Below are 17,156 nucleotides of genomic sequence, written 5' to 3' on the forward strand. Positions count from 1 at the left end.
TTTCCAATGGCGAAGAAACCCAACGCTGCCACCTTCATCAAAGACCCGCTCTGGTACAAGGATGCGGTGATCTACCAGGTTCACGTCAAATCCTATTTCGACTCCAATAACGACGGTATCGGTGATTTTCCCGGCCTGATCGCCAAGCTCGACTACATCGCGGACCTGGGCGTAAACACCATTTGGCTATTGCCGTTCTACCCCTCGCCACGTCGCGACGATGGCTATGACATTGCCGAGTACCGTGGCGTGCACAGCGACTACGGGACCATGGCCGACGCCAAGCGCTTTATTGCCGAGGCGCACAAGCGCGGGCTGCGGGTGATCACCGAACTGGTGATCAACCACACCTCCGACCAGCACCCGTGGTTCCAGCGCGCCCTCAAGGCCAAGCCGGGTTCGGCGGCGCGGGACTTCTACGTGTGGTCGGATGACGACCAGAAATACGACGGCACGCGCATCATCTTCCTCGATACCGAGAAGTCCAACTGGACCTGGGACCCGGTCGCCGGCCAATACTTCTGGCACCGTTTCTACTCCCACCAGCCCGACCTCAACTTCGACAACTCCCAGGTGATGAAAGCCGTGTTGTCGGTGATGCGCTACTGGCTGGACATGGGCATCGACGGCCTGCGCCTCGACGCCATTCCCTACCTGATCGAGCGTGACGGCACTAACAACGAAAATCTTGCTGAAACCCACGATGTGCTCAAGCAGATCCGCGCCGAAATCGACGCCCATTACCCCGACCGCATGTTGCTGGCCGAAGCCAACCAGTGGCCGGAAGACACCCAGCTCTACTTTGGTGAAAAAAAGGGCGACGACGGCGATGAATGCCACATGGCCTTCCACTTCCCGCTGATGCCGCGCATGTACATGGCCCTGGCCCAGGAAGATCGTTTCCCGATCACCGACATCCTGCGCCAGACCCCGGAGATTCCAGCCAACTGCCAATGGGCAATCTTCCTGCGTAACCACGATGAACTGACCCTGGAAATGGTCACCGACAAGGAGCGCGACTACCTGTGGAACTACTACGCCGCTGACCGCCGCGCGCGGATCAACCTGGGCATTCGTCGCCGTCTTGCGCCGTTGATGGAACGTGATCGTCGCCGTGTCGAGTTGCTCAACAGCCTGTTGCTGTCGATGCCCGGCACGCCGACCCTGTACTACGGCGATGAAATCGGCATGGGCGATAACATCTACCTCGGCGACCGCGATGGCGTGCGTACGCCGATGCAATGGTCCATCGACCGCAACGGCGGTTTCTCCCGGGCCGATCCGGCCAGCCTGGTACTGCCGCCGATCATGGACCCGCAATACGGCTATCAATCGGTGAATGTCGAGACCCAGGCCCAGGACCCGCATTCGCTGCTGAACTGGACCCGGCGCATGCTGGCAGTGCGCAAGCAATCCAAGGCGTTTGGTCGTGGCAGCTTGAAAATGCTCTCGCCGAGCAACCGCCGCATCCTGGCCTATACCCGTGAATTCACCAGCGAAGACGGGCGCAACGAGATCATCCTCTGCGTGGCCAACGTGTCGCGCAGTGCCCAGGCGGCCGAGTTGGACCTGTCAGCATTCGCCGGCATGGTGCCGGTGGAGATGCTCGGCGGTAATGCGTTCCCACCCATCGGCCAGCTGAATTTCCTGCTGACCCTGGCGCCATATGGCTTTTATTGGTTTGTGCTGGCGCCGGAAAACCAGATGCCGAGCTGGCACGTGGAACCCGCCCAGAGCATGCCGGACTTCACTACATTGGTATTGAAAAAGCGCATGGAAGAACTGCTGGACGAACCGTGCCGCGCCTCGCTGGAACAGGCGGTACTGCCGGCCTGGTTGCCCAAGCGCCGTTGGTTCGCCGGCAAGGACACGGCCATCGACAGTGTTCGCATCGCCTACGGTGTGCGCTTTGGCGATCCCCAGCACCCTGTGTTGCTCAGCGAGCTTGAGGTGACAGCGGGTGGCCAGGTCAGCCGTTATCAACTGCCGTTGGGTTTTCTCGGTGAAGACCAGTTCACCAGTGCCTTGCCGCAGCAATTGGCCTTGGCCCGTGTACGCCGAGTGCGTCAGGTGGGGTTGGTGACTGATGCCTTTAGCCTCGAACACTTTATCCGCGCCGTCATCCAGGGTTTGCAGGCGGGCACCGTGCTCAACACCAACGAAGGCGAGCTGCGCTTTGCCGCCACGCCGCACCTGGCCAAGCTGCAACTGACGGATGAGTCCGAAGTGCGCTACCTGTCGGCCGAGCAGTCCAACAGTTCGGTGGTGGTGGGTGAAAGCCTGGTGCTCAAACTGATCCGCAAAGTCGCTTCCGGCGTGCACCCGGAGTTGGAAATGAGCGCCTACCTGACCGAAGCTGGCTACCCCAACATCTCGCCGCTGCTGGGCTCGATGGTGCGCCATGATGCCGAAGGGCAGGACAACCTGCTGATGATTGCCCAAGGCTACCTTAGCAACCAGGGCGACGCCTGGAGCTGGACCCAGAACAACCTGGAACGGGCGATCCGCGACGAACTGGCCGAAGCCATTTCCGAGCAGGAGCAGCACTACAACGCCCTTGGCGAGCTGGCGGACTTTGCCGGTCTGCTCGGCCAGCGCCTGGGCGAAATGCACTTGGTGCTCGGCGCCAAGACCACCAACAAAGACTTCAAACCAGAGGTCACCAGCGCCAAGGACACCCAGGCCTGGGCCAAGGACGTCGGCGCGCAACTGGACCGCGCGTTGCAGTTGCTCAAACTTCATCAAAGCCAGTTGAACCCGGCCGATCAAGCGCTGGTCAGTGATTTGCTGGCGCAGAAAAAAGCCATCGCCAGCCATGTGCAGGCCTTGGCGAAAGCCACGGCAGGCGGCTTGCGCATTCGGGTGCACGGTGATTTGCACCTGGGCCAGGTGCTGGTGGTGAAAGGCGACGCGTACTTGATCGATTTTGAAGGTGAGCCGGCGCGGCCGCTGCACGAACGACGCGGCAAGCACAGCCCGTATAAAGATGTGAGCGGCGTGTTGCGCTCGTTCGATTACGCAGCGGCCATGGCCTTGAATGTGCAAGGGGTGGATCACTCGCCCGAAGCGGCGGTATCCCGTAAACGTGTAACCGATTGTTATCTGAAAGAAGCACGCCAGGCATTTATCCAGGCTTATCAGTCAGCTACGTCTACACTGGCGCATGACTGGCAGGATGCCAAGGGCCAGGATGCTGCGCTGACGTTGTTCAGCTTGGAGAAGGCCGCGTACGAAGTGGCCTACGAAGCGGAGAACCGCCCAACGTGGTTGCCGGTGCCCCTGCAAGGGTTGCACGGACTGTTGAGAGGGCTTGGATCCATATCTAAAACTGCACGCGGTGGGGAGACGTCATGAGCTTTACACATAAAGAACCGCTGCAACCGAAGTTGACTGCATTGCCGGCGTCCAAGGACGTCGAAGCGCTGGTACGCGCCGAACACCACGACCCGTTCTCGATTCTCGGGCCGCACGATGATGACCACGGCGGCCAGTTTATCCGCGCGTTTCTGCCGGAGGCCTTGAGTGTCCAGGTACTGGCCCGCGACAGTGGCGAGCAGATCGGCAGCCTGGACGCGACCCAGGTGCCAGGCCTGTTTGTCGGGCACTTTCACACGCGCCAGGCGTACCTGCTGAAAATCCAGTGGGCCGGTGGTGAGCAAGTCACCGAAGATCCTTACAGCTTCCAGCAACTGTTGCTGGGTGAAATGGACTTGTACCTATTCGCTGAAGGCAATCACCGCGACCTCGGCAGTTGCCTGGGCGCTCAGGTGACCAGTGTCGACGGCGTGCAAGGTGTGCGCTTTGCCGTGTGGGCACCGAATGCGCGGCGCGTGTCGGTGGTGGGTGACTTCAATATCTGGGACGGTCGCCGGCATCCGATGCGCCTGCGCCATCCTTCCGGCGTGTGGGAGATCTTTATCCCACGCTTGCAACCGGGTGCGGCCTACAAGTACGAAGTACTCGGCGCCAATGGGATCCTGCCGCTCAAGGCCGACCCCGTGGCGTTGGCCACTCAATTGCCGCCGGACACGGCGTCAAAAGTCGCCGAGCCCTTGCAGGTGGATTGGCAGGACCACGAATGGATGCAGTCGCGGGTCGAGAAGCACAAGACCAGCGCGCCGCTGTCGATCTATGAATTGCACGTGGGTTCCTGGCAGGCCGAGCTGGACGAAGCGGGCGAAGTGGCGCGCCAGTACAACTGGCGTGAACTGGCCGAACGCCTTATTCCCTATGTGCAGCAACTGGGCTTCACCCATATCGAGCTGATGCCGATCATGGAGCACCCGTTCGGCGGCTCCTGGGGCTACCAGGCCTTGTCACAGTTCGCACCGACGGCACGCTTTGGTTCGCCGCAGGATTTCGCCTATTTCGTCAACGCGCTGCACCAGGCGGATATCGGCGTGATCCTCGACTGGGTGCCGGCGCATTTCCCCACCGACACCCACGGCCTGGCGCAATTCGACGGCACCGCGTTGTACGAGTACGCCAACCCGTTGGAAGGTTTCCATCAGGATTGGGACACGCTGATCTACAACCTGGGGCGCACCGAAGTGCATGGCTTCATGCTGGCCTCGGCCTTGCACTGGCTCAAACACTTCCATATCGACGGCCTGCGCGTGGATGCCGTGGCCTCGATGCTCTACCGCGACTATTCACGCAAAGCCGGCGAATGGGTGCCGAATCGCCATGGCGGCCGCGAAAACCTCGAGGCCATCGACTTCCTGCGTCACCTCAACGATGTGGTCGCCATCGAGGCCCCCGGTGCCCTGGTGATCGCCGAGGAATCCACCGCCTGGCCCGGCGTCAGCCAGCCCACCCAGCAAGGCGGCCTGGGCTTCAACTACAAATGGAACATGGGCTGGATGCACGATTCCCTGCATTACATCCAGCAGGACCCGGTGTACCGCGCCCATCATCACAACGAGTTGAGCTTCGGCCTGGTCTACGCCTGGTCCGAGCGTTTTATCCTGCCGATCTCCCATGATGAAGTGGTGCACGGCAAGCATTCGCTGATCGACAAGATGCCTGGCGACCGTTGGCAAAAGTTCGCCAACCTGCGCGCTTACCTGGCGTTCATGTGGATGCACCCCGGCAAAAAACTGTTGTTCATGGGCTGCGAATTCGGCCAATGGCGCGAGTGGAACCACGACCAGCAACTGGATTGGTACCTGCTGCAGTACGCCGAACATAAAGGCGTGCAAAAACTGGTGGGCGACCTCAATCGCCTGTACCGCGAAGAACCGGCCCTGCACGAACAGGATGACGCGCCCCAAGGCTTCCAGTGGCTGATCGGTGACGACGCGATCAACAGCGTCTACGCGTGGCTGCGCTGGAGCAAGGACGGCAAGCCGGTGCTGGTGGTGGCCAACTTCACCCCGGTGCCGCGCGAGGGCTATAAAGTCGGCGTGCCGTTCAGCGGGCGCTGGAGCGAGGTGATCAACAGTGACGCCGAGATGTACGCAGGCTCCAACTACGGTAATGGAGGCGAGGTATTTACCCAGGATGAGCCGCACCATGGGCAGGCGGTATCGCTGTCGTTGAATCTGCCGCCGCTGGGCGTGCTGATTCTGCGCCCGGAATCGCTTTAAAGGCTCTACCGTGCTGGATTCTGTTGTCCGCACTACTGGCAGGGTGCCACAATGGCGCCTTTGTCGTGGCAGTCGAATCGGGCGAATTTCATGAATGGCCTTGGGCGTGGGCAGGACCAGGATTGCTTTATAGAGGAGCAGGTGCGGACCGATCGTTTGCACCAGCTGTTCCGGCAGTCATTTGCTGCGATTTTCGGCAGTTACCTGGCCGCGGTGATGCTGTGCTGGCTGTGCTGGGATCGGTTTGACCATCAGGTCATCCTGGTCTGGCTGGTGGTATTGGCGGTGACTTCCCTGGTTCGCATCAAGATGTTCATGGAGTGGTTCCGCTGCCCCAATGCCGAGCGTACGCCGGACCGCTGGGAGCGCCGCTACTGGGTCACGTTGATGCTGTCTGCCGCAACTTGGGGGATCGGAGCGTTGGCGGTCATGCCCACCGATGATCGGTTGTCCCAGGTGCTGGTGATGCTGTTTACCGTGGGCATGTCAGTCAGCGCAGTCTCCTGTTACTCGGCTTATCGCTATATGACGCTGGCCTCCATGGCCGTAGTGCTGTTGCCGTGCACGCTGTGGTTGCTGTTCCAGCCGTCCTCCATGCAAGTGGGCGTGGCCATTGCCGTCCTGGTGTTCTCCACCTTTGTGGTCAGCGCCACGCGCAAGCTGTCGGATGCCTTGGAAAAGGCCTTCCGCCTGACACGCCAGATGGAGCGTGCCCACAACATTTCCACCCGCGCCGCACAGACCGACGAACTCACCGGCCTGATGAACCGCCGTGCCTTCTTCGAACATGCCCAGGTGCTGTACGCACAATGCCGTCACAATCGTCAGCCGCTGTGTGCGTTGATGATGGACATGGACCACTTCAAGGAAATCAACGACACCTACGGCCACCAGGCCGGTGACCAGGTGCTGCGCCAGATTGGTGGGGTGATCAGCGCCTCCTTCCGCCAGGCCGACGTGTACGGGCGCCTGGGCGGCGAGGAATTTGCGGTGCTGTTGCCCAATACGTCGCTGGAAACCGCGCGGGACATTGCCGAGCAGTTGATCAAGGCCATCTCGGGCCTGGCCTCCGAACCGGTGCATGGCTTGACCGCCAGCCTTGGCGTGGCCTCCACCCACACCCAGGATCAGGACTTGCACGGCCTGATGAACACGGCTGACAAGGCGCTGTATCGGGCCAAGGCCCAGGGGCGCAATCAGGTGGCGGTGGCGGAGTAGGACTCAGGGCATCGCTTTGGCGAGCGCGCGGGCAACCTGGTCGGCGGAGTAGGGCTTGGGCAGGAACTCAAACCCTTCATAACCACTCTCGGCCAGTTCCTCGCTGTAGCCTGAGGTGAGCACCACCGGCAAATCCGGGCGCCGTTGGCGCAGCACCTTGGCCATGGCCACGCCGGTCATGCCAGGCATCACCACATCGGAAAATACCCCATCGAATGCCAGGGCATCCGTGCCGGCCACCGCCAGTGCCTGTTCCGCGTCGGTAGCCCATGTGGTCCGGTAACCGAGGTCCTGCAGGATCTGGTTGGCGAAGCGGCCCACTTCGAGGTTGTCTTCCACGATCAGGATATGGCGCTGTGCCGTGTCGGGGATCGGCGTCAGGTCTTCCTGAAGAGGCTCATGGGACAGCACCTGGGGCGCGACCTGCGGCAGGTACAAGGTAAATACGGTACCTTGTCCCAGTTCGCTGGCTACATCGACGTTGCCACCGGATTGCTTGGCAAAGCCAAATACCTGGGATAACCCCAGCCCAGTGCCTTTGCCCACGGCTTTGGTGGTAAAGAACGGTTCGAAAATGCGTTCGGCTGTTTCACCGGGAATACCGCTGCCGGTGTCGGCCAGGGCGATGCTCACAAAAGGTTGGCGGCTTTCCTCGTCGCCCCGGATACGCGGCATGGTCTCCACCGGGGCCACGCGCAAGGTGAGGGTGCCTTGCCCGTCCATGGCGTCCCGGGCATTCAGGGCGATATTGATCAGCGCGGTTTCAAACTGGCTGGCGTCGACGCGCACATGGCAAGGACGCTCGGGCAACTGCACCTGCACATGGATACGTGCGCCGGTGACGCTTTCGAGCATCTCGCCGATATTCTTGACCCGCAGACCTGCATCGAAGACTTCCGGGTTGAGTGGCTGGCGTCGGGCGAAAGCGAGCAGTTGGCTGGTGAGTTTGCTGGCGCGCTCGACGGTGTCGGAAACGGCGCTCATATAGCGTTGGCGCCGTTCCTCGGACAACCCCGGTTGACGCAGGAAGTCCACCGACGAGCGGATGATGGTCAGCAAGTTGTTGAAGTCATGGGCCACGCCGCCGGTCAATTGGCCGATGGCTTCCAGCTTCTGGGACTGGCGCAACGCCGCTTCCGTCTGGGTGAGGGCGAGAGTGCGCTCCTGCACCCGTTGTTCTAGGGTGGCATTGAGCTCGGTGAACGCCGCCAGGCCCTCGCGTACGGCGGCGTCGGCGCGCACCCGCTCGATATGCGCCCAGGAACGCTCGGTGACTTCCCCGACCAGCGCCAAGTCGTAGGGCGACCAGACGCGTGCCGTCTTGTGGTGCACCGCCATCAACGCGGTCAGGCGGCCATCCTTGATCAGTGGGAAGCAGACGGTCGCCAGCGCGCCCAGGGCCTGGTAGCTGGCGGCTTCCTCCGGCGGGAATTCGACGCGGTTGTCCTGCACCACCAGCGGTTCTCCGGCACGCAGTTGCTGCACGGCCCGCGCGCCGAATGACGCCAGGCTGTAGTGGCCGACGATGCTCGGTGATCCCGGCGCGGCCCAGTTGCCACGAATCGTGAAGCCGTCTTCATCGGCATCCATGTCGGCGTAGGCACAGTTGGAGACGTGCAGGTGCTCGGCCAACAGGCGCGTGGTGGTGGACATGATGCTTTCGGCGTCAGTGGCATTGGCCACGGCGCTGCCCACGGCGTCCAGCACCGCCAGGCGGCGGTTGAGGAACACGGTGGCCGTGGTTTCGGTGACGGTATCCAGCATCCCGACAACCTTGCCCTCGGGATCGCGGATAGGGCTGTAGCAAAAGGTGAAATAGGCTTGTTCGAGGCCAGCGCCGCGCTCGATCAGCAGGGGGAAATTCTCGATATAGGTGGCATGCCCCTCAAACGCCGCATTGGCGATGGGACCCACGTCGGCCCAGACTTCACGCCACACCTCACTGAATGGACGACCCAGTGCAAAAGGTTTGTCGCCCAGGATCGGAATGAACGCGTCGTTGTACAACGTAGTCAGGTGAGGCCCCCAAATGATTGATTGTGGGAAGCTCGACGCAAAACACAACGCTACGGTGGTCTTGAGCACATCCGGCCACTGCTCCAGCGGCCCCAGGGGCGTACTCGTCCAATCATGCTGGCGAACCCGCTCAGCCATGTCGCTGCTGCTTTGCAGCCAATTCATCATTGCCAGAACACCTTGTTTGCCACGGTCTGTTTAACGCCTGAAAGGGGCGGCCCAACAAGCAACTGACCGGAATGCCCGCTGGCAGTTCAGCGGGATTATCGCGGTGATAGCAATTTGACGCACTATCCATTTGAGTGGATGTGCGGGTGGGCCTACTGGGCGCCAAAAACCCCCGTCCAGTAAATTCCTGCATCGCTCTTCGGGTCCATGGCATAGGCCGCACCCAACTCACGAAATTGCGGGTTCATCAGGTTGGCACAATGGCCCGGACTGGCAAGCCAACCGTCGACAACTTTGCGGGGTGTATCCAGACCGGCGGCGATGTTTTCGCCGATGTTCTTCGCAATATACCCAGCCAGTTCGGCTCGATCCCCAGGCGTGCGACCGTCGTGGTCGAGGTGATCGAAGAAATTACCGTTGGCCATGTTGCGTGTGTGGCTGTTGGCGGCGCCAGCGAGGTCGTCGTTCCAGGACAAGGGCGTGGTGGCCGTGAACGCCTGGGTGCCGCACTGGCGTGGTTGCGACCGCGCGGTGTTGACCAGGTTGAGCAGTTGCTTGCCTTCAGTCTGCCAATCGCCCAGGCCACTGGTGAGCAGTGGGCGGGCGAGCACGATGCGCCAGTCCTGGCCGCTGTTGCTCACGCCGATATCGACAAATTGCGGGTCCAGCACCACGCGGCAGAAGCTTTCACGCACCGCCTTCATGGCCGCCTGGGCATCTTTTGGCCCCGACAGGCTGATGGCCTGCACGTTGACCATCGGGTACGCGGCCCGCGCCAGCGCCTGCTGCAGGTCGCCTACGTTGGTGGCCGGCAGCACCAGCCGCGTGTCGCTGGCCAATGGCGGCAGTTCCTGGGAACCCTGGTCGCCGCAGCGTTGCACCTGGCTGCGGTATTGGTTGATCTGTTGTACCAACTGACTTTCTTCATTCGCCATCGCGCTGGCGCAGAACACCGTAGTGGCGGCCAGCGTCGTAAGACCCATCATCAATGACAGAACGCGCATGGACGTTACCCTTGAGCTTGAAAGTGCCCATGATGCGCGATGTAACCCGGTCTGGTGCAACGCCTTTTTTGTTTTTTTGCCTCAATGGGTGTTCTGCAGGGGGTTGAAGGCACTGAATCGGCGCCATGCCATCACCCATGCCAGCAGGATCAAGGTCAGTGCGACACCGAACGTTGCATGCAGGCCATAGATCACGGATTGGGGGAGCGCACGGGTGACATCCGGGCTGGCCCAGGCGAACACCGCGCCCAGCGCCCAGGTGCCGACAATCAGCCCGAGGTTGCGTGACAGGTTCAACAGGCCCGAGACGGTGCCGCGACGCGCGGCCTCCACGTCGCTCATCACAGCGGTGTTGTTGGCGGCCTGGAACAGGCTGTAACCCGTGGTCAGGATCACCAGTGCGCCCAGGTAGGCGAGCAGGCCCGACGCGAAAGACAACAGCAGCGCACCACAGGCCATCAGGCCCAGACCGGCCAGTGTCATGCGCGGGCTGCCGACGCGGTCGGTGAGCCAGCCGGCGGGGACGCCGCTGATGGCCGCGACACAGGGCCCGACCGCCATGACCAGGCCCATCCATTCGGGGTCGAGTCCCAGGCCTCGGGACAAATAGAACGGTCCGACCACAAAAGTGGCCATGATCACAGCCGCTACCAGGGCACTCATGACCAGGCCGGTGAGCAACGACGCATCTTTTAGTGATGCCCGGAAACTTGAGCCGTCGCGGGATGCCACGCGGGGCCGGTCAACCGGCAGATAGCGGTAGGCTAGGGCGACGGCCACCCCAGCCAATGGCACGCCAATCAGGAAAATCGCGCGCCAGCTCCACAGGCTCAGCAATACACCACCGACACTGGGCCCCATTGCAGTGCCGACGGCGGACATCGTGCCCAGCAAACCCATCACGCGGCCGGTACGCTCCTTGGTAACAGTGTCTGCGACCATGCCGAGGGCCATTGCCATCATTACGGCTGCGCCGAGGCCTTGCAGTACGCGTGCTGCAACCAGCCACGCAAGGGACGGCGCCAAGCCGCACAACCCGCACGCCACGGCGAACAGCAGCAACCCGGCAAGCAACAATCGCCGCCGTCCAAACCGGTCTCCCAGGCGTCCGGCACTCACTATCACCGCCGTGATCGCCAACAGGTAAGCCAGCACCACCCACTGCACGGCGTGGAAAGAGGCATCGAACGCCCGCGTCAGGCTGGGCAGGCCAACATTCGCAATGCTGGTACCCAGCGAGGCCAGCAGCATGGACAGGGATAGACTGATGAGGCTGCCGCGTGGGGAGTTCTGCATGGGCAATTCCTTGAATGAAGAGAACTGTCACAAATCTACGGCGTGACCTAACATGGCGGAAGACGCATGGATTGCAGTTAATAGATGCATGTAACGCCTTGTAAGGAGCGCAGATGCCCGATCTCAACCTGCTGATCACCTTGGATGTGCTGCTCGCCGAAGGCAGTGTCGCGGCTGCTGCTAAACGCCTGCGCCTGAGCCCGTCGGCCATGAGCCGTGCCCTGGCCCGATTGCGCGAGACCACCGGCGACCCCTTGCTGGTACGCGCCGGTCGCGGCCTGGTGCCCACGCCCAGGGCGGTGGCGTTGCGTGAGCAGGTGAGCCGCTTGGTGCAAGAGGCCAATGCTGTGCTGCGTCCCGTGCAATCTCTGGACATGGCCCAGGTGGCGCGCACCTTCACCCTGCGCACCAGCGAAGAGTTCGTCGAAAACTTCGGCCCGGCATTGCTGGCGCGTATCGCGCAGGACGCGCCCGGCGTGCGCCTGCGCTTCATCAATAAAATCGACAAGGACAGCACCTTGCTGCGTGAGGGCAGCGTCGACCTGGAAACCGGCGTGGTCGACCCCACCGCCAGCCCGGAAGTGCTGACCCAGGCGCTGTTTCGCGATCGTCTTGTCGGTGTGGTCCGCAGTGGCCATACCCTCAGCCGAGGTGACGTCAGCGTCGAGCGGTATGCCGCAGGCCAGCACGTCTACGTCTCCCGGCGCGGCCAGGACCGAGGGCAGATCGACGACGCGCTCGACGCCCAGGGCCTCACGCGACAGATCAATACCGTGGTCGCTGGTTTCGCCACCGCCATCGCCTTGGCCCGTGATACTGACCTGATCGCCAGCGTGCCGGAACGCTACACCGCCCACCAACGGCAAGGCCTGCACAGCTTCGCATTGCCGCTGACATTGCCCGCCTTCACCGTGTCGATGCTCTGGCACCCCAGGCTGGACGCTGACCTGGCCCATCGCTGGTTGCGCGGATGTTTGCGTGAGGTGTGCGGGCTGCAACAGGTACAATCGCCGCTGTCTTGACGCTAAACCCAGGAATTTGCATGTTCAGCCTTACCCGCTACACCACACCGTGCCCCGAGCCTGTTAATGCTCAGATCCTGCAGATGGTGGTGGACAACCTCACCGACATCAGCAGCGTGGCGCTGCCGCCGAGCAACCTGCTGTACAACATCTACCAGTACGCCATTGGCTTTGAGGTGCACCTGTACCTGGAGGCGCTGAATGGTGCCAAGGGCATTGCCGTCGAGTTGGTGGTGGCGATGGAAGAGGACAAGCTGATCGGCTTTTGCCTGTACCTGCCGGTGAAGGATGACCCGCAAGCCTGCGGTATCGCGTTCATGGCGGTGCAGCTTGGCCACCGGCGCCAGGGTGTGGCACGTGCAATGATGGGTGACGTACTGAGCCGTTATCCCCATGCGGAGTTGGCGTGTTCAGTGGAGAAAGTGCCGGCGTTCGAAGCCATGGGCTTCCAAGTGCGCGGCGCGCGGGGCACCCAGGTGCTGATGAACACACGGGACTACGGCACGGACGGCTTGATGGGCGTGCTGGATGTGGCGGCGATCTACAGCTCATTGGAGGTGCGGCAGATTCATACCTACCTCCTGCAAAAACATGGCAAGCGCGCCATGGTGGATGCCGAGAAACAGCGGGATCGGCATCTTGATCAACTGGCGCGCAAGGTGCAGATGTTCGTACAGAAGCGGGGCTGAACGACAGCCCCGCACTGACCTTATGGCTTGGCCAGGTTCCAGTTACCGCCAACCCCGTCACCGGTGATGTCGCCCGGCTTGCTGTCCTTGACCCAGGTGTACAGCGCCTGGCCCTTGTAGGCCCACTGCTTGCTGCCGTCGTCACGGGTGATCACGGTGTAGCCGTCAGCATCCTTCGCCGCCGCCGAGGCAGTGAACGCCGGCCAGTTGGCCAGGCACTGGCCGTTGCACACGGACTTGCCGGCGCTGTCTTTGGCGAAGGTGTAGAGGGTCATGCCTTTGCTGTCCACCAGCACTTTACCCTTGGCGCTGTCGGCCACTTTGGCCGGGGCGGCGAAGGCCAAGGAGGAGGCGCAAGCGATGACGACGGCAGCCGCGAGGGAGAATTTTTTCAGCATGACGAACTCCTGGTGTTTTTAGGTTTGAGTACTGGCGTTGTGCTGTATTCACACGCCGTACTCAGGTAAACACCCGCCGCGCCGGTTTATTCCTCACCCGTCAGAAATTATTTAAACACGGCCACGATTGACCATCGCCAGAATGGTTGCCAACAACTCCTGCTGCGCCTCTTCGCGACTGATCTCAGCACTGGCCGCTGCCTGGGACAGCGCCTCCGCCGCCCCCAACATACCGCGCAGTCCCGCCTGGGATATGCGGCCAAAGGGCGACAGCGCGTCACGGCATTTGTCGAGAAAGATCGCCTCGTACTGGCGCTTGAGGGCTTCCAGTTCCGGCGAACTGCTGAGGGCTGCAATCACCCCCGGGATTTCCCGGCCCTGCAACAACACGCAGTCCACATAGGAGGAAGCGATCACCCAGGCGCGATCGTCAAGGGTTGCGCTGCTGGCTGCGATGGCGCTGGCAAAGACCTGGTCCTGACGCGCATCGAAATCTTCATACAACGCGGCCAGCAACCCGGCGCGGGTGACGAAATGGTCATAGACCACCGGCTTGGTCACGCCCGCCAACTCCGCCAGGCGGCCGAGTGTGAGGGCTTCGGTGCCTTCATCGCGCACCAGTTGCCAGGCCACATCGAGCAATTGGCGAAGGCGATCTTCGCGAGACAGGCGACGACGAGGAGCAGGAGACGCTGTACTTGACATGCTTATATACCAAAAGTAACTTACTAATCGTAACTTAAACCCAGCGTAACCTCTCAGGGAGTCAATGTCATGCACGCACTCATCGTTGTTGCTCACCACGACCCGCAATCCCTCACCCACAGCGTGGCCGCCCAGGTAGCCGCCGGCCTTGCTGCGTCGGGCCACACCTTCGAAATGGCCGACATCGCCGCCGAAGGGTTCGACCCGCGCTATAACGCAGCCGACCATTTGGTACACCGTACGCGCGCCACGGCTCCGGCGGACGTATTGGCTGAACAGGCCCGTATCGACCGCGCCGATGCGCTGGTGCTGGTGTTTCCGATCTACTGGTGGTCGCTGCCGGGGCTGCTCAAAGGCTGGATCGACCGCGTATTCATCAATGGCTGGGCCATCGATTACGGTCCCGATACCCCGGTGGTGAAAAGACTGCGGCACTTGCAGGTGCATCTGCTGGCGTTGGGTGCAGCCGATGACGATGCATTTGATCGACATGGCTACGCCAAGGCGATGCGCACGCAGATCGACTACGGGATCTTCGATTACTGTGGCGCGCAGGTGGTCACGTCCGAGTTGTTGCTGGACTCCGAAAGCGGCGGGGCGCAGGCGCATTTGGAAAAGGCCAAGACCTTGGGCCTGGGGCTGTTCCAAGTCGAAACGGTCGCCGGTTGATTCAACTCATGGAACCGAGAGGTATTGGATGACCAATCAGGGAGTTCATAACCACTGGAGATTTACTGATGACTTCAATTTCTGGCATACCTGGAACCGCGTTTATTGCTCCCATTATTGATACGTCCCAGGGAAAACCCACGACAGATCAAGTGAGGCAAGATCAACAAAACAATGCGAACAAAAGCCATCCATTTCCCAACGTCTCACCTGAACAACTTCAGCGCTTGAACGAGGAACAACTGAGCAGGCTCAACGAATATCCCAATATGACCTATCAACAAGTGATCGGTGGGCATGGAATGAAAGGTGCCGATAATTTTATCTGGTAACTACGTCGGTTGGGGCGGGCGCCGTGCTGATGCGCTGAGATAACTGGTTACCGTCCAAACAGATCATGTGCATCCAGCAACCGATGGGCAATCTCCGGCCGCCTCTCCATACCCTTACGGATTGCGGCCGGAATCGACAGCCGAGTCTTGCGACACAAGCCTGGCAGTTCGTCGATCACGATTTGAATCCCGCGCATGCTTTTAACTTCGGTGTGGCCGGGTGCGATATGTATGCGGATGCCCAGCTGTTGGAGCATCAAGTGTTGCATGTGTTCCAGGTCGGTCAGGCTTTGAAGATTTTCCAGGCGCTCCAGCAGCTTTTTCTCTTCCTGGCGGGTCAGTTGCAGGATGCGTTGGTCTGCACCAGGAGTACCCAGCAGTTGTTCGCGCTCGCAGTCACACACAGCAGGTGGGCAGGGTTGGCGAATTGTCATGATCACTCCCTCCCCACGCGGTTGCCGACGGCTTAGTAGGTCAGTTGCACGCCCAGGCTACCCAGAGCATTCCAGTACTCAGGATAGGTCTTCCCCACGCAGTCGGGGTCCTGGATCTTAACCCCTGAGACTTTCAAACCCGCGAGGGCAAAGCACATGGCGATGCGGTGGTCGGCGTGAGTGTTGATCAGCGCGTTGCACGACGTGCCGGCCAGGGCAGGATCGCTGGCCACCAGCAAGTCGTCGCCTTCGATGGTCGCCAGGCCCGGGCGGATCTCGTTGAGGCCGTCATGCAGCGCCTGTACGCGGTCACATTCCTTGACCCGCAGGTTGGCCAGCTCGGTGAAGCGCACCGGGGTGTTGTTGAACGCGGCGAGCACCGCCAGGGTCGGGATGGCATCCTGCATCTGCGAGCCCACCACCGTGGCCTGCATGTTCGGGAATTGCGCGATCACGGCCTGGGCCTTGGCGTCCGGCTGGGTGAAATCCTGCGCGGCCACGCCGATGTCGATGCGGCCACCGGTCAACACTTCAGCGGCCCACAAGTAGGTGGCAGCGGAGGCGTCGGGTTCGATCAGGTAATCATGGGCGGTGTAACCGCCAGGGGCGACGCGCCAGGTGGTGTCGTCGACCGCTTCGACCTGGGCACCGAAGGCGCGCATGCAGTCCAGGGTCAGGTCCACGTAGCCACGGGCACCGATGTCCTTGCCAGTCAGCGCCACTTCAATCGGCGCTTCGCCACAGGCAGCGAGCATCAGCAGGGCCGATACGTACTGGCTGGACAAGCCGCCGTCGATCTCGAAACGCTTGGCCTTGATCTTGCCGACGCCGTGTACGGTCACGGGTGGGCAACCGGTGGGGCTGTCGACCTGGATGCCGTTCTGGCCGAGGGTTGCCAGCAGTGGGCCGATCGGGCGTTTTTGCATGTAGTCGTCGCCGTCCAGCACCACGGTGCCTTCGACCGTGGTCACGGCGGCGGTGAGGAAGCGCATGGCGGTGCCGGCGTTGCCGAGGAACAGTGGCTGTGGCGGAAGTTGCAGTTTGCCTTGGCTGGTGACGACGAAGGTGGTGTCGTCGGGCTCGTCGATGGTCACGCCCATTTGGCGCAGGGCCACGGACATGTGGCGGGTGTCGTCGCTCTTGAGTGCGCCGCTGAGGCGGCTGGTGCCTTTGGCCAGGGCGGCGAGCAGGAGGGCGCGGTTGGTAATGGATTTGGAGCCGGGGGGCGCGACCTTGCCATTGAGGGGGACGTTGGGCGGGGTGACGGTCACGGTTTTCTGCGAACTCAAGGTACAGGGCTCCTGATTCATGGCACGGGCGGCGGGCGGACCCGAATAATCAGCCAAAGCGGCGGTGCTTGTCGAGCGCGGGGTCATGGCCGCTGATATTTATTGTGTGTACATCAATCCAACTGTAGGAGCTGGCTTGCCAGCGATGGCGTTTGTTCGGTGTACATATCCGTTATTTGGGTAGCGGCGGCTTAGGGTTCCGCCCTTACGGCGGGTCACTTTTGGAAAAGAGCCCCAAAAGTAACCAAAAGGGCTCTTGCCCCAACACTCGGCACCTCGCTTAGGCTCGGTGTGCCCGAACGCAGACTTGAATCCGTGGGCCGCCGCG

The 17,156-nt window shown here is 61.6% G+C and carries 14 protein-coding genes; 7 read left to right on the forward strand and 7 right to left on the reverse strand.

Going from position 1 to position 17,156, the window contains the following annotated elements; genetic code table 11:
• The first annotated feature begins 6 nt into the window (after positions 1–6).
• From treS to HX793_RS21410, 3 genes are read left to right on the forward strand one after another with little or no spacing between them, the layout of a single operon-like run.
• Positions 7–3,354, forward strand: a complete 3,348-nt coding sequence (treS, locus tag HX793_RS21400) for a maltose alpha-D-glucosyltransferase (protein WP_177096216.1) — start codon at positions 7–9, stop codon at positions 3,352–3,354.
• On the forward strand, positions 3,351–5,588 hold the full coding sequence (glgB, locus tag HX793_RS21405) for a 1,4-alpha-glucan branching protein GlgB (RefSeq protein ID WP_177053881.1): 2,238 nt from the start codon (positions 3,351–3,353) through the stop codon (positions 5,586–5,588). The genes treS and glgB overlap by 4 nt, the downstream gene beginning before the upstream one ends.
• Before the next feature lie 51 nt (positions 5,589–5,639).
• The gene (locus tag HX793_RS21410; RefSeq protein ID WP_016980332.1) at positions 5,640–6,806 is read left to right on the forward strand and encodes a GGDEF domain-containing protein; all 1,167 of its coding nucleotides are present in this window, start codon (positions 5,640–5,642) and stop codon (positions 6,804–6,806) included.
• 3 nt (positions 6,807–6,809) lie between these two features.
• Here the strand turns inward: HX793_RS21410 and HX793_RS21415 are convergent, their stop codons facing one another.
• The 3 genes from HX793_RS21415 to HX793_RS21425 all read right to left on the reverse strand — a co-directional run bounded on the left by HX793_RS21415 (position 6,810) and on the right by HX793_RS21425 (position 11,290).
• Entirely contained in the window at positions 6,810–8,990 is a 2,181-nt protein-coding gene (locus HX793_RS21415) for a GAF domain-containing hybrid sensor histidine kinase/response regulator (RefSeq protein ID WP_177053882.1), read from the reverse strand.
• 152 nt (positions 8,991–9,142) lie between these two features.
• Positions 9,143–9,994 carry a CAP domain-containing protein gene (locus HX793_RS21420; RefSeq protein ID WP_016980330.1) on the reverse strand — a complete coding sequence of 284 codons (852 nt, stop codon included), beginning with the start codon at positions 9,992–9,994 and terminating at the stop codon, positions 9,143–9,145.
• An 81-nt stretch (positions 9,995–10,075) separates the two neighbouring features.
• Positions 10,076–11,290 carry an MFS transporter gene (locus tag HX793_RS21425; protein ID WP_177053883.1) on the reverse strand — a complete coding sequence of 405 codons (1,215 nt, stop codon included), beginning with the start codon at positions 11,288–11,290 and terminating at the stop codon, positions 10,076–10,078.
• 113 nt (positions 11,291–11,403) lie between these two features.
• Here HX793_RS21425 and HX793_RS21430 point away from each other — a divergent pair, with 113 nt between their 5' ends.
• Both HX793_RS21430 and HX793_RS21435 read left to right on the forward strand, forming a co-directional pair.
• Entirely contained in the window at positions 11,404–12,312 is a 909-nt protein-coding gene (locus HX793_RS21430; RefSeq protein ID WP_177053884.1) for a LysR family transcriptional regulator, read from the forward strand.
• Positions 12,313–12,332: 20 nt separating this feature from the next.
• Positions 12,333–13,001 (forward strand): GNAT family N-acetyltransferase, encoded by a 669-nt coding sequence (locus tag HX793_RS21435; protein WP_177053885.1) that lies wholly within the window; start codon positions 12,333–12,335, stop codon positions 12,999–13,001.
• A 20-nt stretch (positions 13,002–13,021) separates the two neighbouring features.
• Here the strand turns inward: HX793_RS21435 and HX793_RS21440 are convergent, their stop codons facing one another.
• Together HX793_RS21440 and HX793_RS21445 are read right to left on the reverse strand one after the other, a co-directional pair.
• On the reverse strand, positions 13,022–13,399 hold the full coding sequence (locus tag HX793_RS21440; protein ID WP_177053886.1) for a COG4315 family predicted lipoprotein: 378 nt from the start codon (positions 13,397–13,399) through the stop codon (positions 13,022–13,024).
• A 111-nt stretch (positions 13,400–13,510) separates the two neighbouring features.
• Positions 13,511–14,104, reverse strand: coding sequence for a TetR/AcrR family transcriptional regulator (locus tag HX793_RS21445; RefSeq protein WP_177053887.1), 594 nt, complete (start codon positions 14,102–14,104; stop codon positions 13,511–13,513).
• A gap of 69 nt (positions 14,105–14,173) precedes the next feature.
• Here HX793_RS21445 and HX793_RS21450 point away from each other — a divergent pair, with 69 nt between their 5' ends.
• Positions 14,174–14,773, forward strand: coding sequence for an NAD(P)H-dependent oxidoreductase (locus tag HX793_RS21450; RefSeq protein ID WP_177096213.1), 600 nt, complete (start codon positions 14,174–14,176; stop codon positions 14,771–14,773).
• Between the two features lie 68 nt (positions 14,774–14,841).
• Positions 14,842–15,105, forward strand: a complete 264-nt coding sequence (locus HX793_RS21455) for a hypothetical protein (protein WP_177053889.1) — start codon at positions 14,842–14,844, stop codon at positions 15,103–15,105.
• A gap of 47 nt (positions 15,106–15,152) precedes the next feature.
• Here HX793_RS21455 and HX793_RS21460 read toward each other — a convergent pair whose 3' ends face one another.
• Together HX793_RS21460 and HX793_RS21465 are read right to left on the reverse strand one after the other, a co-directional pair.
• A complete protein-coding gene (locus tag HX793_RS21460) occupies positions 15,153–15,539 on the reverse strand; it encodes a hypothetical protein (protein ID WP_095015983.1) in 387 nt (128 codons plus the stop codon).
• 32 nt (positions 15,540–15,571) lie between these two features.
• The gene (locus HX793_RS21465) at positions 15,572–16,828 is read right to left on the reverse strand and encodes a 3-phosphoshikimate 1-carboxyvinyltransferase (RefSeq protein WP_177053890.1); all 1,257 of its coding nucleotides are present in this window, start codon (positions 16,826–16,828) and stop codon (positions 15,572–15,574) included.
• Between the last annotated feature and the right edge of the window lie 328 nt (positions 16,829–17,156).

The sequence above is a fragment of the Pseudomonas reactans genome (genome assembly GCF_013387025.1).
Taxonomy (GTDB): Bacteria; Pseudomonadota; Gammaproteobacteria; order Pseudomonadales; family Pseudomonadaceae; genus Aquipseudomonas; species Aquipseudomonas reactans.